Source organism: Streptomyces sp. NPDC054841 (genome assembly GCF_053611045.1).
Window position 1 is genome coordinate 49,252 of sequence record NZ_JBSGZO010000001.1, and the last position, 15,805, is coordinate 65,056.

The window sequence follows — 15,805 nt, forward strand, 5'->3', positions numbered from 1 at the left end:
TTGTACGGACTGAAGGACTCCACTTCGAAGCCAGGTACCAAACCCGACATTCTGTCCGCTATGCGCGGGGCTGCCCGGACCCCCCGCGGGCCGCGGATGCGCCCTATGGCGCCAGCCGCGCCGTGGTCGATGCCCCGGTAGCGTCGGCGGGTGCGGTCGATTGCGCCTGGCTCCCGGGGTACAGGCCCGGCGCATGCACAGGACGCGGAAGCGGAGGCAGCCGGCGCAGGGCCGCGACCGCGACGACGGCCGCGACGGCGGCGAGCACGAAGCCGTACGGCGGGGTGTGGCCCGAGGGCGCGGTCTCGTACACCAGGCTCACGGAGAGAACCATCAGCACTCGGACGATCCGGCCGCCCCATGCAGCGGCGGTCGCGGCGACCACCGCCATCCCCCACAGCAGGTACCACGGCTGCACCATCGGCGAGAGCGCGACCAGTGCCAGCAGCGACAGGCCCAGACCGTGGACGGCGTGGAGGGCCGGACGGCCGCGCCACGGGAACAGCGTCCGGAAGGCGAGGAAGGCGATCACCGCGAGCGCTGCGGCGAGACCGAGGCTCTGCACGGCCCCTTTCACGGTGACCAGGTCCGCGCCCGCCACCGCGTGCGCCAGCGCCCCGGCGGCCTGACCGAGATCGCTGGAGAGCGACAGCGGCGTGTGTATGGTCCCGGCGACACTCTGCGTCCGCAGCCAGCCGAAGCCGGTGCCGCTGAGGAGAGTGGCGCCGGCGGCGACCGCGGCGGCCACCAGGCCGGGACCGAGGAATCCCTTCAGTACGCGCCGGACGAGCGAGCCACCTCCCTGACGTACGACGATCACGCCGATGAAGAGCAGGGCGACGGCCGCCGGGGACTTGATCATCATGGCGAGGGCGACGACCCCGCTGCCCAGCAGCGGGCGCCCGCGCAGCGCGCAGACGACGCCGGTCAGCATGAGGCCGATCATCAGCCCGTCGTTGTGCGTCCCGCCGACGACGTGCAACAGCAGGAGGGGGTTGAGCGCGGCCAGCCACACCGCGCGGCTCTGACTCGCGTCGCAGGCGACGGCGAGCTGCCGTACCGCCCAGACGATCAGCACGAGCGCGGCCACGGCGACCAGCCGCATCCCGAGCACGGCGGGCACGAGTGTCCCGCCCGTGACCCACACCACCGCCTTCGCCAGGACGAGGAAGACCGGCCCGTACGGCGCCGGGGTGTCGGTCCAGTGACCGCCCACACTGGCCGCGGCGTCGGCGCCTCGTGAGTCCGGAGAGAGGACCGACGGCCCGTGCGTGTAGACGTCATGGCCATCGAGGACCATCGCGCCCTGGGCGATGTAGCTGTAGACGTCCGCGCTGTGGAGCGGCGGCGCGAGCACGAGGGGCGCGGCCCACCAGCCGAGCGTGACGAGAGTGTCCCGTACCCCGGGGCCCTCGCCCTCGGCGAGCAGCCGCCCGTACGCCCACCAGGCCAGGACCAGCAGCGTCAGCCCGGCGTACGCGAGCACCGCCGCCGCGATGGTCACCCCGGACCCGTGCGGAACCCACATCCCCCACGGGTCACGAACCGGCAGGGCCCCGGCGACCGTGCCTCCGGCCGCGATCGCAAGTGTTCCGATAGCCCCCAGCCGGCGCACCCCGGTCGCACTCCGCATCCACATGAGCAGCAGGTCCATTCCCACCCGGTTTGCCGGATCGCACGGTTCACGCGGATCGTACGGATCGCGCGGATCGCAAGGATTGCCGAGCTTACAGCGCCCGCCCCCGCCCGCTCAGTGGGCGAGGAGCATGTACGTGTTCTCCAGCTCGTCCTGCACCACGTGGGCCTTTCCCGCGACCGTCCGCACGATCACGTCGACCTCCGGGATGTGGACCCGGTACTGCCACCCCTGCGGGAGCCGCAGCCGTCCGCCGAGTGTGGCCAGGGAGTCCATCGTCTGGCTGTCGTCCACCGTGTGGGAATACGCCTGCAGCACGTACGCCCGGTCGCCCGGGGCGATCAGCGCGTACATCGGTTTGCCGGCGGACAGGACGTACTCGGTGTCCCGCTCCACCGTGGAATCGACGTAGTACTTCTTCGCCGTCGCCCCGGTGACGTCGATCTCCGGAGGAATGCGGAGCTCGGCCGCCCAGCGGGCCTCCAGGCCGTCGAACATCGCGGTGTCCCCCCACGCGTACGTCGTGACCTCGTCGATCGTCCAGAAGCGGGGGCCGTTCAGGAACACGATCGGCACCTGGAACTGCCCCGCCAGCGCACGGGGGTCGAGCGCGTTCCACTTCTCGGGTGGACAGTCGTTGAGACCGAAGGTGTTGTAGACGGCCGCCTTGAGTCCACCGTCCTCGTCCGGCGAGATGAGAATGACCTCGCCGTAGCGGGCGTTCCGCAGACCGCTCAGGTGCCGGGACGGTTTCGTCGTGTGGGACATGGTTCCTCCGGGTGGTGAGGCGCGGCGTCCACACCATCAAGCGCAGCACACCCCTGGCGAAGTCGCACTCCGTCGCCGATCTCGAACCACACCGTCTTGCCGATGCCGCACTCCCGCGGATACGCACCCCACGCGTCGGCGAGCGCGGCCACGAGCGTGAGCCCGCGCCCCGACTCGTCGTCGGGCGCGGCCACACGCGCGCACGGGAGCGCGTCGCTCGCGTCGGACACCTCGACCCGCAGCGTCGCCCCGTCCCCGCCCAGCACACACCGCGTCCACACCTCACGGCCCGGCGAGACCCGGGCGTGCCGGCACGCGTTCGTCACCAGCTCACTGAGCAGCAGTACGGCCGTCTCGGTCATGTCGTCCGGGATCTTCCAGTCCCTCGCCTGCTCGGCCAGAAGCGCACGGGCGCGGCCCGCACTGCGTGGGCTGCGGGGCAGCCGCCACTCGATGTGCTGATTCATGGCTCATACGGTGCTGGCGCAGGCATAGCCTCGTGGAGTAACTGCGTGGGTACGAACCGTGGTTGTACCCAGTACGTCCCGGGGAGGCGGGCCCTTGAGCGAGGCATGGCGCTACTGCGGCAACCAGATCAAGCTGTGGCGGACGGAGGCCGGGATCACCCGGGAGCAGCTCGGCAAGGAAGCGAACTACGAGTACGAGTCGGTCAAGTCCATGGAGCAGGGCCGCCGCAGACCGACGGTACGGCTGCTTCAGATCGCGGACCAGATGTGCGGGGCGCAGGGGAAGCTGCTGGCGGCGCAGGAGTTCCTGAAGCCGGAGCCGTTTCCGGCGCGGTCGCAGGAGTTCATGGCCCTCGACGCCGAGGCCATCGCGCGGCACTCGTACGACACGGTGCTCATCCCCGGCTTGCTGCAGACCGAGGAGTACGCCCGCGAGCTGATCAGTGAGAGCCATCCTCCGTTGGACGACGAGACGGTGGAGTCGCGTGTCCGGGGACGGATGAAGCGACAGGAGGCACTGACATGCAGGCCGGGCAAGGTCTTCAGCTTCGTACTGAACGAGGCGGCGCTGAAGTCCGAAGTCAGCGGAAGGAAAGGGATGCGCCGTCAGCTGGAACACCTCCTGAACATCGGCACGTTGCGGAACGTGTCGATCCAGGTGCTGAGGACCGGACGGTGCAACGGTCTGGCGCTCAACGGCTCGTTCGTCCTCCTGGAGACCGAGGACCACCAGCGCTTTGCGTACGTCGAGGCACCCGAGACGAGTGCGCTCTACTCGGAACCCGGCACGGTCAGCGCACTGACTGAGGCACATGGCATGATCCGCATGCAGGCCCTCGGTGTCGAGGAATCGGCCGACTTCATCAGGCGAGTGGCGGAGGAGCTATGAGCGGCGAACTGACGTGGTTCAAGTCCAGCTACAGCGACAGCGAGGGCGGCGACTGCGTCGAAGTCGCCCTCGAATGGCGCAAGTCCACGTACAGCGACAGCCAGGGCGGCGACTGCGTCGAGGTCGCCACCTGCCCCCACACCGTCCACGTCCGCGACTCCAAACTCGGCGCCGCCGACACCAGCCCCCGCTTCGCCGTCGCCGCCCTCGCCTGGACCGCCTTCGTGGCCGAGATCCGGGATTCGGGATCCGGGCGCCTTATATAAGGAATGGGCAGTCGACGGCGGCTGGTACACCTGCGCCGCCACTGGCGGTCGAGGCGCTGGTGTGCGTGACCGGCCGGCCGCGCGAGGAATGCGCGCGCCGTGGGGCCGAGCTGGAGCGGGATCCGGGCGTGGACAGCCTGTCGCTACTCGAACTGGTGGTGACCCTCCAAACCCGACTCGCGATCTCTGTGCCGGATGAAGTCACCGCGCGTATCCGAAGGGTCGCAGACTTGCAGGATGCGGTGGCCCCACTCGTGGCGGCCGCGTCCTCGTCCGAGCCGACCTCAAGGACTCTCTCGTGAGCGAACGCGTCATCAACCCCCGCAGCCGCGGATTCCTCTTCCTCGACTCCCACCCGGCCGGCTGCGAACGGCTCGTCAAAGACATGTGGCAGGCCGTACCGGCCCCGTCGTCCGTACCGGACGGGGCCGGGCCGGTGGCGCTCGTCATCGGCTCCTCCGCCGGGTACGGACTCGCCGCGACGATCGCCGGGCTCGCCCGCGCAGGAATCCGCGGCATCGGGGTGTGCTTCGAGAAGGCGCCCACTGAGCGGCGCACCGCCACGGCCGGCTGGTACCGGACCGCCGCCACCGCCGAACTCGCCCGCGCCCACGGCCGGGACATGGTCTTCCTCAACGGCGACGCCTTCAGCAATGCCATGAAGGACCAGGTCGCCGACCTCCTCACCGAGCGGTTCGGCGGGCGACTGGACTACCTCGTCTATTCCGTCGCCGCCCCGCGCCGTACCGACCCGGACACCGGCACCACGTACGCCTCTGTGCTCAAGCCGATCGGCCGGCCCTACCGCACCAAGACCCTCGTCTTCGACGACCAGGGCGCCCCGGAGGTCAAGGAAGTCGAGACCGCGCCGGCCGAGGGCGACGACATCGACCAGACCGTCGCGGTGATGGGCGGGACGGACTGGGAACGCTGGATCGACCACCTCGCCGGCCGCGACCTGCTCGCCGAAGGCTTCACCACCGCCGCCCTGTCCTACATCGGATCGCCGCTCACCGCCGCGATCTACCGGCAGGGCACCATCGGCGCCGCCAAGTCCCACCTGGAAGCCACCGCCCGCACCCTCGACGAACGACTCGGCAAGCTGGTCAGTGGCCGGGCGGTGACCTCGGTCAACGGCGCCGCCGTCACCCAGTCCTCCACCGCCGTCCCCGGCATCGCCCTCTACATCGGCCTGCTGCGCGGCGTCCTCGGCCAGGCACTGGTCCCGCCCATCGGGCAGTTGGTCAAGCTCTGGGACCAGCTCACCGGCGCCCACCCGCTCACCCGCGACGACGAGGGCCGAGTACGCCTCGACACCTGGGAACTCGCCGACTCCGTGCAGGCCACGGTGGCCGAGCGCTGGAAGAAGGCCACCACCGACACCATCGGTGACCTCGCCGGCCTGGACTGGTTCCACGACGAAGTACGGCGCCTGTACGGCTTCGCCGTGCCCGGCGTCGACTACACCACGCCGGTTGAGACCGACGTGCTCTGGCCCGACCCGACCATCTGAACACCCTGGAGGAACGCCATGCCCGTGGCGTCCGACGAGCAACTCATCCGCTGGTGGACCGCCTTCGTGACCGAGATCCGGGATCCGGGATCCGAGCGCCTTATGTAAGGAATGGGTGGTGGGTTCAACCCACCCACCCTCCCAAGTGCCCACCGCACCACGGGAGATGACATTTCGTGACCGGCTTGCCACGGGCTGTCGCGACCCTCTAGCGTTCGCAACAACAAACGACCCCGACCGGGTGCTACCAACACCCGCCGGGGTCTGACCTTCAAGATCGCAGGAGTCGATCTCGTGGCTGCTCAAGACAATAGCCCTGCCCTGCCCGCGCCCGCACACCCCATGGCCAAGCCGGGCTACGGCAAACGCACCGCCCCCGGCCAAGTGCCCCGCCGCAAGGGCGACTTCGACCATCTCCCCGCCCGCGAGGCGGAGATCGCCGCCTTCATCGACCGGCTCCCCGAGGGCGCCGCGATCGACATCAAGACGCTCGCCCGCGAACTGCCGCGCTACGGCCAGCAGGCCGTGACCAAGGCGCTGGGCGGCCTTGCCGCGGCCGGGCATCTGCGGCGCGTGCGCGAGTCCGTCGGGGAGGGGCTGTCGCAGTGGGTGTTCCGTACGTACTTCACCCGCACCGCCCGCGACAGCGCCTGGTGGGCGCGGTTCGTCCGCGGTGACGTACCACCCGAAGAGGCGACCCCCGAAACCCCCGAAACCACCGAGCCGCCCTCGCAGGCATACGACACGCTCGCCCGCGCCGGGCAGACCGACCCCCGCATGACCCTGTCCGCCGCCGAGTGCGACGCGCTCGAAGCGCTCGCCGCGCAGTGGTTGGCGCACGGGGCCACCCCGGACCAGCTGCTGCACGCCCTCACGTCCGGCCTGCCGGAACAGGTCCACTCCGCCGGCGCCTTCGCCCGCCGCCGCCTGATCGCCAAGATGCCGCCGCCCGCTCCCGTACGACCGCGGCGCCGCACGCTCGTCGAATGCACGGAATGCGGGGTGCCGGGCACGCCGGAGGCGCTGCCCGACGGGGTGTGCGACGGCTGCCGCGTACCGCTGGAGCCGGGCGAGGTACGGCGCAGGGTGGCGGCGCTCAGGGGTGAGCTCTCACCGTCCAGGTTCCGGACCGGTACCGGCACTCCTCCCGTGGAGGCATGCCGGCTTTGAGCATCGGCTCCTGGCGGATCCGATCGAGAAGGCGCGCGACCGGCGACCGCCGGGCAGAATCGCCACCGACCGATCCACATCCGTCGCCACGCTGTCGCCTCCGGGCGCGGCGCAGGGTCTCAAGCGGCGTGGGCCTCGAACCAGACTGAGCCGAGATCGTGCCCGGAGGTCAGACGTACGTCCGCGTCCAGGGCGGCCGCGAGACGCCTGAGCAGCGCCACGGTCGGGGCCGTGCCACCCTCCTCGATGCACTCGATGTCGTCCTGCGACATACCCGCACGAGCGCCCAGCTCCTGAGTGGTCAGTCCCAGCGCGTTGCGGCGATCGTAGAGAGCCTTCCCGAAGGCCAGCGCCTCGCGAATCGCGATGCGCTCGGGATCGTCGGTATCGACATCCGAGGGGACCCACCGGCTGTGCTGCACGGCCATCACACCTGCCTCTCGTAAGTCGCGGTCACTGGTCCATGATGCTCTGTCTCACAGATCTTCTGGGCGCGGACCGCACGGTCGATCTGGGCCTGATCGTGCTGCTTGGTCTTGCGAAAGACAGTGAGCAGCACGATCGTCCTTGCCGGAGTGATCCAGTACGTGATCCGTGGAGCGATGCTCCTCAGCCGCAAACGAAGCTCCCGGACCGGGCCTTCGAGATGATCCGACCACGGCCCTCCGAGCTCCGGCCCGAGCTCGGCAAGCAGGCCTGCGACCTCGTCAACTCGCTTGAAATCGTGATCGCTGAGGCTCGCCAGCCACTCGCGCACCTCCGGCTCGATCTCGAATCCGTATAGGTCACCCATACGGCTCATAACCAGGAGGCGAGCATCCAGGTCACGGCCTGCCGCACGTCACGCACCTACCAGGCCACCGGCGGTTCGATCGGGAAGCGGCGGATCGTCTCCGTGTCCCAGTGCACTCGCTCCGGCGGCATCGCGAGCCGCAGGCCCGGCCGCCATCCGCGGTGTCCCGCTTGTGCTTCCTCCGCGCTGTACCTGTGCCGAGGATCCCGACACGCCTGATTGGGCCGTCCGAGGAGGGCCCACCGGGCAGAATCGGCAGCGACCGATCTGCATCCGTCACCGACTCAGGGGGAGTCATGACAGCCACCGGCACGGAGATTCCCGGACCTACGGGCCTGCCGCTTCTTGGCTCGATGTTCGATCTCAAGCGCAACTCACTCGGTACGTATCTCAACGCACAGCGGGAGCATGGGGACGTCGTCAGGTTCACCGCGGGTCCGCCCGGACTGCGGGTGGAGTTGTACGCGGTGTTCTCGGCGGAGGGTGCCCAGCAGGTGCTGGCGACCGATTCGGCCAACTTCCGCAAGGACAACGCCTTTTACCAAGAGGTCCGGGAGTCGTTCGGGAACGGCCTGCTGACCAGCCAGGACGAGGACTATCTCAGGCAGCGCCGCCTTGTGCAGCCGCTCTTCACCCGCCGCCGGGTCGACGGCTACGCCGAGGCCGTCACCGACGAGACCGCCTCACTCCTGGCGGGCTGGCGCAACGCGCCCGACGCCACCGTCGATGTCGTCGATGTCGTCGACGAGATGACGCGGCTCACTCTGCGCGCGGTGGCCCGCATTCTGTTCGGCGTGGACGTCGAGGCCGCGGTCGACGTGGTGGAGCGCTGCTTCCCGGTGATCGGGAGCTACACACTCCAGCGCGGATACTCGCCCGCCAATCCGCCCCGCAGCTGGCCGACTCCCTCCAACCGCAAGGCCGCCTCCGCGATGGCCGAGCTGTACGCGGTGTGCGACCGGATCATCGAGAAGCGGCGCGCGGAGGGTGACGCGGCGAAGGGCGACGACCTGCTGACTCTCCTCGCGCAGGCGGGGAGCGCGGAGGACGGCAGTCTGGACGCGGCCGAGATCCGGGACCAGGTGCTGGTCTTCCTGCTCGCCGGGCACGAGACGACGGCGACATCGCTCGCGTTCGCGCTGCATCTCCTCGCCCGCCACCCCGAGAAGCAGGAGCGGGCGCGTGCGGAGGCCGACCGCGTACTCGCCGGGCGGACGCCCGAGGCGTACGACCTCGACGCGCTCCCCTACCTCACCCAGGTGCTGAAGGAGGCCATGCGGCTGTACCCGGCCGGCCCCGTCATCGGGCGGCAGGCGGTTGCGGCGGCCGAGATCGGCGGGTACACGATTCCGGCCGGCGCGGATGTGATCGTGGCGCCGTGGGTGACGCACCGGCATCCGCGGTACTGGGACGATCCGGAACGCTTCGACCCTGACCGCTTCACCCCTGAGCGGGAGAAGGAGCGCCCCCGGTACGCCTGGTTCCCCTTCGGCGGCGGGCCGCGGGCGTGCATCGGCCAGCACTTCTCCATGCTGGAGTCCGTGCTGGCGCTCTCGATGATCCTGCGGTCGTACGAACTGCATGCGGTGGACGTGGACGTCCCCGTCGACACGGGCATCACGCTGCGGGCCGCGGGGCCGGCACGCTGCAGGCTGCGGCCGCTCAGCGAGTGAGCGGGGTTGGGCGCCTGCGGCGATGAGGTCTCGGGCACCCGAGGGTGCCCGAGCCCTCACCTGCAGCAGATCGTTCGCCGGGAAAGCAGAAGTTCGGTTCGATACCGCCGCGCGATGATGCTCCTGGCCTCGGCCGACGGGAACCGCGTGCCGGGCGATCGCAACCGCTCACGCCGGCGGAGCCGGACAGTGAGGTTCCGTTTCTAGGTCCGCCTCCGACACCCCGTCAGCAACATCGCGGGCCCCAACATGTTCCCTCGCGACGAGCTGGGCCGGATCACTCCGGCCGCACACTCCAACGGCCGCCGTGTGGTCACCGACGACCAAATGAGCCTGCTCGCCGCTGTGTTCGACGTACCCCTGATCGGCGAAACCCACCAGCCCCGCTAGCATGTTCGAGCTCGCAACGATCATGTTGAAATGCGAAAAACCGGCTGGAAAATTGATATCTAGGGTGACGCGAGGGTTTTCGCGAACAGACGGCAGCCTTCGGTTGGCTGCATGGCGTCAACCACGCGTCATGCTGTGGGGCGCGGTGAGTGTGGTGGCCCTCGGATTCCTCATCGCACTGGAGATCGCCGCGCGCCGGTACGGCGAGCCGGGGCCGATCACCGCCCAGGCGCGAGAGGTGATATTCGCCCCCAAATCGGGGATGGGGTTGTACGCCGGTATGGCGTTGATGATGGTGGTGCTCACCTGGCGGCAGCGGTTCATCGCCGTCGGCGCCGCGATCGGCATCGACGTCGTCTTCTGGCTCGTGCGGTGGGCTGTCGATGCCGAGATGATGTTCGGCAACGGCGCGTTGTGGGTGACTTTGGCCTGTGCCGTCATCGCCGTCACGCGCCGCACCGGCCGGGAGCGTGTCCTGCTGCTGAAAGGCGTCGGACTGGCCCTGCTGCTGGTGGTCGGCGGCAAGACCGGCCACACCTGGCTGCTGATCACGTCGAAGACCCGCCCGATGGTGCTCGACCAGTACGTGGCGACCGCCGATCACGCGTTGGGCAACCCGTCGTGGCTGGTGGGCCGGATTGTCGCGGCCACCGGCACGGTAGGCGCCCACGTTCTCGACTGGGTCTACCTTCAGCTCGAGGTGGCCGCGGTCGTCGTCGCGCTGTACCAGCTACGCAAAGTGGCGGTGGAGCGCCGCTTCCCGGGCCATCATCTGGTGAGCACCTTTCTGGTCATCGGCCTGCTCGGGCCGGGCATCTACATGCTCTTCCCGGTGGTCGGACCGATCTTCGCCTACGGTGCCGACGGGGGGCACTGGGCGGTGGCCAACCTGTGGCCGGACACGCCGCCGCCGGTCAGCACCCCGCACCCGATGCCGTTCGACGAGATCACCCCGCGCAATTGCATGCCCAGTCTGCACACGGCGTGGGCTACCGCGCTCTTCATTCATTCCCGCAAGGGCCCGCGGGCTCTGCGATTCGCAGGCACGTTCTGGCTGATCGCCACGCTCGGCGCAACACTGGGCTTCGGCTACCACTACGGCGCGGACGTCGTCGCCGGTGTCGTGTTCACGCTCACGATCGAGACGGCGCTGCGCTCGCTCGACCGCGGCTGGGACCGGCCGGGAATCCAGCTGGTCGCCTACGGCACCGCGGTCTTCGTTGCACTCCTGGCGTCGTATCGCTACCTGTCGATGGAGATGGCCGAATATCCATGGGTGTTCGGGCCGCTGCTCATTCTGGCGATGACCTCGGTGGTCTACGGCTACGTACGGACCACCAAGCGGTGGGAACGGAAGGACGTGTCGGTGCATCTGCCGGAACCGCGACGCGAACCGCAGCCCGAACTGGTGTGAGTCATGGTGCAGCGGCTCGTGGGCTGAGCGCCTCCCGGGTCCGGCAGGTGATGGACGGGATTCTGCACCGGGTGCGGACCGGGGTGCAGTGGCGGGACCTGCCCGAACGGTTCGGTCCGTGGAAGACGGTCTACGAACGGCACCGGCTGTCGTCGGCCGACGGCACCTGGGAACGCCTGCTCCAGCAGGTCCAGGCCGAGGCCGACGCGGCGGGTGAGATCGACTGGGACATCAGCAACGGGCCGTATCGGCAGGGCAAGTCCTAGGCGATGCGGTGCTCCAGCCGTCGGTGCTCAAGGACGTACGCGAGTGCATTGAGGATCAGCATGGTTGTGGCGAGGGCCGGCTGGATGGGCGGAACCCAGTCGCCGTCGACGAGGGCGGTGCCGGGGTAGAAGATCGCCGACAGCTGGGTGATCCAGTAGAGCGATTCGGTCACGACGATGACCTGGACCAGGGAGCGTGTCCAGGCACCCCGGTGCACCCACAGCAGGTACAGGCCGAGCAGGCCGAGTGCGGCGCCCATGCTCATGGTCTGGGCGTTGTGGAACTTGGCGTGCGGCGGCCAGTTGGAGTTGTAGATGTGGGTCTCGTTCCAGTCCGCGATGTAGGCACCGGTCATGGTGACCAGTGAGGTGAGGGTCAGCAGGACCTTTCCAGTGGTGATCTTGGGCATGGGATTTCTCCTCCGGGGGGTGTGAGTGCTGTGTGAGAGGGCGTGGTGGCGGGTCCCGGAACGGGTCAGGCAGCGATCTGATCGCGGAGCTTCCCGGCCTGTCGGCGGGCCTGCTGGTGCGCCTCGGCCAGGGACGCCTCGTGGAGCGGGACCAGGTGGGTCAGCGCCGGGACGAGGGGCGCCATGGTCAGTTCGGGCGTGAGCGAGGTGACTTCGAGGCCGAGCATGTCGTGCAGGATCGTCTCCAGCGCGGGCACGACGAAGTCCTTGCCGTGGTTGGGGGTGCCGGGGCCGTAACCGCCGCCGCGTGCCGAGATCACCAGGGCTGGACGGCCGGATGCCGCGGGCCCGTCGGCGTGGCCGAAGGTGCGGTCCTTGACGATGACCTGGTCCAGCCATGCCTTGAACACCGAAGGCATCGTGAGGTTGTACATCGGCACGGTGAACAGGTAGGCGCTCGCGCCGAGGAACTCCTCGATGAGTTCGTCCTGAACGGCCGCGGCCGCGGCTTGTTCCGGCGTGTGCCGGGCGGGGTCGGTGCTCCGGGCCGCTATGCCCGCGCCGGCCAGGTGGGGTACGGGCGAGGCGGCCAGGTCCCGGCGGACGACCGGCCCGTCCCAGGTGTCCCGGAAGGAGCGGGCGACCTGGGACGACACCGAATCGGCGCCGAGCGAGGAGGAGTCGATGTGGAGCAGGTAGGACATGAAGAAGCCTTTGCTGGTCGGGCTGGAGAACGGGGAATGGGCAGGGCGGAGCCGCAGGCTGGGCTCGTGCGGTGCGGGTGAGGTGACGGCGTCGATGCGTACGGGGGCCTTGCGGCTGCTTCGACGCAGCCCTCGGCAGGGGTGCGTCGGCCGTGCCGGTCACCTGCGCCGGCGTCCCGGCGCGGAGTGGGGAGAGCGGTCAGGCCGCGGCGGGCCCGGAGGTCGGTGCGTGACCGGTGGCGTAACCGTAGGAGCCGGCGATGACCTTCTTCGCCACCTCCAGTTCGGCCTCGTCGCGCGGCGCGTAGAACATGACGACATTGACGCCACGGTCGTAGAGCGGGTGCTTCTCGCCCCATCCGGAGGCCAGGAACGCGGCGTGGTCGGCAGGGTCCAGGGCCAGGTGCAGGCTGCCGTCGGCGTGCAGGTGCACGAACTCCGCGTCCCCGCGCGGCAGGAACAGCCGGGCACCGCGGGCGGGGGCGGCATCGCCGAGGAACACCGCCCAGGTGCTGGGTACGGAGATCTCGCTGCGGCCTGAGACGGTGCCGGGGAGCGCGGTGGCCATCCACCGCCGCAGTGCCTCCTTGATCTGCGGCGGGCTGGGCTGGGTGAGCTGCAGGTGCGGGACCTCGGGCCCGGTCTCGGGCCGGTCACCCGCACGCTCGGGCAGCGCGGGGAACGTCATGGTGGCGCCTCTTTCGGTGCTGCGGACGGCCCGTCGGCAGGACGGGCAGCCGGCTGATCGTCGAGCGGTCCGGCTGACTGCCGGCCCGCTTGCTGACACCACCAACCTAGTATCCTGTGCATAGTGGTTTCCTGCAGGAAAGTGCCCCCGTCGCTGAGTACGGGGACTGCGGGCGAGAGTGGAAGGAAGGGTGCCGTGACCGATCCGGCGCAGCAGGCGTGCCCGATCAACCCGGTGGTGGAGCTGGTGTTCAGCCGCTGGACCACCCCGATCCTGTGGGCCCTTGAACACCACGGCCGCTCGCGCTTCAACGAACTGCAGCGCCTCCTGCCGACGATCACGCCGAAGGTGCTCACCCAGCGCCTGCGTCAGCTGGAACGGGACGGCCTGATCACCCGCACCTACCATGCCGAGATCCCACCGAGGGTCGAGTACGCCATCAGTGAGCTGGGCCGCACCCTCGTACCCGTCTTCGACACCATCGCCGGCTGGTCCGATGCCCATCTGTCCCAGGTCACCGCCGCCCGCCGGGCCTACGACACGGCTCGCGCGGAAGAAGAAGCCTGGGCGGAGGGCTGAGGAGGAGGACCATCCGTGGTTGGCCGCCCTACCGGCGCCGGCGTGGCCTGTACGTGCTACAGCTGCCGGTGGCGGAAGTGGCTTCACGGCCGCGCAATGGGCCCCCTGCCCTTGCCTGCATCAACGATCCCTGCAAGACGTCACATGACCGCCCGGACAAGTCCTAGTTCACGCCGCGTGGGCGGAACTGGACGCTGATGCGGGGTCCGACCGGCCGCGCGGTCTTCGGTACGGCGTGCTCCCAGGTGCGCTGGCAGGTGCCGCCCATGACGACGAGATCGCCGTGCCCGAGGGCCTTGCGGACGGGGTCGCGGCGGCCGTTCCGGGGCCGTAGCACCAGATCGCGCGGGGCGCCGACGGAGAGGATGGCGACCATCGTGTCCTCGCGGGCGCCTCGCCCGATGCGGTCGCCGTGCCAGGCGACGCTGTCGTGGCCGTCGCGGTAGTAGCAGAGCCCGGCCGTCGCGAAGGGTTCGCCGAGCTCGTCGGCGTAGTGGGCGGAGAGGGCGTCGCGGGCCGAGGCGAGGACGGGGTGCGGGAGCGGGTCCCCCTCGCGGTAGTACGCGAGCAGGCGGGGCACGTCGACCTCGTGCTCGTACATCTGCCGGCGCTCGGCGCGCCACGGGACACCGTCGGCCAGCTCCTCGAACAGCGCGTCCGCGCCGGTGAGCCAACCCGGCAGAACGTCGAGCCAGGCCCCGTCGCCGAGCACGGTCCTGCGGACGTCCGTCAGCGGACCGAGGCCGATCTCGTCGGTCTGGTCGAAGAGCGACCCCTGCAGATGGACTGCTGCCATACGTCAAGGGTAACCAGAAAACCGAACACATGCGCTATTTCATTGAGGGCTGTCGCCGCCCCGCCGGGCGACGGAAACGGGGGTTCGGCCGGTGCAGCGCCCCCGTTTCCGTGGCCGGGCGGCCGGGGCGGGTGGTTCAGTGACGACGAGCCGGGGCGGGTGGTTCAGTGGCGACGACGCTCGATCGCGAAGGCCTCCACCGTGGTCGTGGCCGCCCCGCCGGTGACCTCACCGCCGACGGCATACACGCACCTGCTCTTCGGGGACTTGGGACACGACGCCCTCGCGGCGCCGAGGTCCGAGCGGGGAGTCGGCAGAGAGGGCAGGGTCTCCCAGGTATTGCCGACGATGCTGTACGCCTCCACCCTGTCGCTCACACCATCGCCGGAACCGTCGTCCCCGCCGACGGCGTACACGCAGCCGTTCCTTGTCCCCTGGGGACAAGGTGCCGCCGCCACCCCGAGGAAGCTGCGCGCTGTCGGCAGCGGAGCCACGCTCGACCAGAGGTTGGTGGCGGGGTTGTACACCTCGACGGCGTTGGACGGTGACGGCGACGTACCGTCCCCGGTGTCCCCGCCGATGGCGTACACGCACGTGTTCTTCGAGCCGAGCCCGGGCGGACAGGCTGCCCCGGTCGCCGCCAGACCCGCGCGAGCGGTCAGCAGGTCGGGGACTGTCGCCCACGTGTCCGTGGCCGGGCTGTACGCCTCGACCTTTCTCGACGGTGTCTGCGCCGGGTCACCACCGGAGGTGTCGCCGCCGATGGCGTACACGCAGGTCCCTCGCAGCCCCTTGACACCCCTGGGGCACGGCGCTGTGGCCGCTGCCAGGGATTCACGGGCGGTCGGCAACGCGCTCACGGTCTTCCAGGTGTTCGTGAAAGGGCTGTACACCTCCACCACCGCGCTGACGGCACCGCCGGGCTCCGTGCGCCCGCCGATGGCGTACACGCAGCCGTTCTTCACGCCCTTGGGGCAGCGGGCCGTCGTCGCGGCAAGATGGCTGCGCGGTGTCGGCAGGGCAGGAAGGTTTGCCCACGCGTTGGTCCGCGGGTTGAAGGCCTCCGCGCTGCCGGCCGCGGCAGCGCCTTCTCCCCCGATGGCGTACACGCAGGTGACCTTCCGGTCGTCCGGGCAGGCAGTCTTCGCCACCGCCAGGGCTTCCCTGGCGACCCCCAGCGGCTTGATGCTCAGCCATACGCCCTGGGCATTCGCGGAGGTCGCTGTCAACGCAAGCAGCGGCACAATCAGCGCGATCACGACCCGCCGCCACCGGGACCGCGCACCGGGCTGTATCGCCCGGTCAGAGAACGGATTGCCCACCATCGACTACCTCTTTCCGGCAGGCCGCGGCGGTGTACCGCGGCGCGAACGAGAGTTGCAC

Annotated in this window: 18 protein-coding genes and 1 pseudogene; 9 read left to right on the plus strand and 10 right to left on the minus strand. The window is 69.8% G+C overall.

The genetic code is table 11. The annotated features are described in order from the left end of the window. Positions 1-103 precede the first annotated feature (103 nt). From mptB to ACWGI8_RS00250, 3 genes are all read right to left on the minus strand, one after another. Positions 104-1,639, minus strand: a complete 1,536-nt coding sequence (gene mptB / locus ACWGI8_RS00240; protein WP_453657153.1) for a polyprenol phosphomannose-dependent alpha 1,6 mannosyltransferase MptB — start codon at positions 1,637-1,639, stop codon at positions 104-106. A gap of 111 nt (positions 1,640-1,750) precedes the next feature. Beyond that, positions 1,751-2,404, minus strand: coding sequence for a hypothetical protein (locus tag ACWGI8_RS00245; protein ID WP_453657093.1), 654 nt, complete (start codon positions 2,402-2,404; stop codon positions 1,751-1,753). After that, on the minus strand, positions 2,371-2,871 hold the full coding sequence (locus tag ACWGI8_RS00250) for an ATP-binding protein (protein WP_453657095.1): 501 nt from the start codon (positions 2,869-2,871) through the stop codon (positions 2,371-2,373). Before ACWGI8_RS00250 ends, ACWGI8_RS00245 begins: the two co-directional genes overlap by 34 nt. Positions 2,872-2,965: 94 nt before the next feature. On the opposite strand from ACWGI8_RS00250, the gene ACWGI8_RS00255 reads away from it, so the two are divergent. The 4 genes from ACWGI8_RS00255 (at position 2,966) to ACWGI8_RS00270 (ending at position 6,709) form a co-directional block, all read left to right on the plus strand. Then, a complete protein-coding gene (locus ACWGI8_RS00255; protein ID WP_453657097.1) occupies positions 2,966-3,760 on the plus strand; it encodes a helix-turn-helix domain-containing protein in 795 nt (264 codons plus the stop codon). Next, a complete protein-coding gene (locus ACWGI8_RS00260) occupies positions 3,757-4,026 on the plus strand; it encodes a DUF397 domain-containing protein (RefSeq protein WP_453657099.1) in 270 nt (89 codons plus the stop codon). Before ACWGI8_RS00255 ends, ACWGI8_RS00260 begins: the two co-directional genes overlap by 4 nt. A gap of 298 nt (positions 4,027-4,324) precedes the next feature. Next, positions 4,325-5,539, plus strand: coding sequence for an enoyl-[acyl-carrier-protein] reductase FabV (fabV, locus tag ACWGI8_RS00265; protein WP_453657101.1), 1,215 nt, complete (start codon positions 4,325-4,327; stop codon positions 5,537-5,539). Positions 5,540-5,833: 294 nt separating this feature from the next. Next, positions 5,834-6,709 (plus strand): hypothetical protein, encoded by an 876-nt coding sequence (locus ACWGI8_RS00270; protein ID WP_453657103.1) that lies wholly within the window; start codon positions 5,834-5,836, stop codon positions 6,707-6,709. A gap of 119 nt (positions 6,710-6,828) precedes the next feature. Here ACWGI8_RS00270 and ACWGI8_RS00275 read toward each other — a convergent pair whose 3' ends face one another. Beyond that, entirely contained in the window at positions 6,829-7,131 is a 303-nt protein-coding gene (locus tag ACWGI8_RS00275; protein WP_453657105.1) for a helix-turn-helix domain-containing protein, read from the minus strand. 5 nt (positions 7,132-7,136) lie between these two features. Next, positions 7,137-7,511 carry a type II toxin-antitoxin system RelE/ParE family toxin gene (locus ACWGI8_RS00280; RefSeq protein ID WP_453657107.1) on the minus strand — a complete coding sequence of 125 codons (375 nt, stop codon included), beginning with the start codon at positions 7,509-7,511 and terminating at the stop codon, positions 7,137-7,139. 287 nt (positions 7,512-7,798) lie between these two features. Between ACWGI8_RS00280 and ACWGI8_RS00285 the strand changes: the two genes are divergently transcribed. From ACWGI8_RS00285 to ACWGI8_RS00300, 4 genes and pseudogenes are all read left to right on the plus strand, one after another. Continuing rightward, on the plus strand, positions 7,799-9,175 hold the full coding sequence (locus ACWGI8_RS00285; protein WP_453657109.1) for a cytochrome P450: 1,377 nt from the start codon (positions 7,799-7,801) through the stop codon (positions 9,173-9,175). Between the two features lie 249 nt (positions 9,176-9,424). Further along, a complete protein-coding gene (locus tag ACWGI8_RS00290) occupies positions 9,425-9,565 on the plus strand; it encodes a hypothetical protein (RefSeq protein ID WP_453657111.1) in 141 nt (46 codons plus the stop codon). A gap of 130 nt (positions 9,566-9,695) precedes the next feature. Next, on the plus strand, positions 9,696-10,979 hold the full coding sequence (locus tag ACWGI8_RS00295) for a phosphatase PAP2 family protein (RefSeq protein WP_453657155.1): 1,284 nt from the start codon (positions 9,696-9,698) through the stop codon (positions 10,977-10,979). A gap of 41 nt (positions 10,980-11,020) precedes the next feature. Then, positions 11,021-11,212 (plus strand): annotated as a pseudogene (locus ACWGI8_RS00300) (transposase); the annotation flags it as partial. 29 nt (positions 11,213-11,241) lie between these two features. Here the strand turns inward: ACWGI8_RS00300 and ACWGI8_RS00305 are convergent. From ACWGI8_RS00305 to ACWGI8_RS00315, 3 genes are all read right to left on the minus strand, one after another. Further along, complete coding sequence (locus ACWGI8_RS00305) at positions 11,242-11,655, minus strand: DUF6640 family protein (RefSeq protein ID WP_453657113.1); 414 nt, start codon at positions 11,653-11,655, stop codon at positions 11,242-11,244. 65 nt (positions 11,656-11,720) lie between these two features. Continuing rightward, positions 11,721-12,359, minus strand: a complete 639-nt coding sequence (locus ACWGI8_RS00310; RefSeq protein ID WP_453657115.1) for an FMN-dependent NADH-azoreductase — start codon at positions 12,357-12,359, stop codon at positions 11,721-11,723. Positions 12,360-12,558: 199 nt separating this feature from the next. Next, positions 12,559-13,047: a luciferase domain-containing protein gene (locus ACWGI8_RS00315; RefSeq protein WP_453657117.1), complete on the minus strand. Its 489-nt coding sequence runs from the start codon at positions 13,045-13,047 to the stop codon at positions 12,559-12,561. 195 nt (positions 13,048-13,242) lie between these two features. Here ACWGI8_RS00315 and ACWGI8_RS00320 point away from each other — a divergent pair, with 195 nt between their 5' ends. After that, a complete protein-coding gene (locus ACWGI8_RS00320) occupies positions 13,243-13,626 on the plus strand; it encodes a winged helix-turn-helix transcriptional regulator (RefSeq protein WP_453657119.1) in 384 nt (127 codons plus the stop codon). 163 nt (positions 13,627-13,789) lie between these two features. Here ACWGI8_RS00320 and ACWGI8_RS00325 read toward each other — a convergent pair whose 3' ends face one another. Further along, positions 13,790-14,422 carry an alpha-ketoglutarate-dependent dioxygenase AlkB gene (locus tag ACWGI8_RS00325; protein WP_453657121.1) on the minus strand — a complete coding sequence of 211 codons (633 nt, stop codon included), beginning with the start codon at positions 14,420-14,422 and terminating at the stop codon, positions 13,790-13,792. Positions 14,423-14,586: 164 nt separating this feature from the next. Next, the gene (locus tag ACWGI8_RS00330) at positions 14,587-15,681 is read right to left on the minus strand and encodes a Kelch repeat-containing protein (RefSeq protein WP_453657123.1); all 1,095 of its coding nucleotides are present in this window, start codon (positions 15,679-15,681) and stop codon (positions 14,587-14,589) included. Positions 15,682-15,805 lie beyond the last annotated feature (124 nt).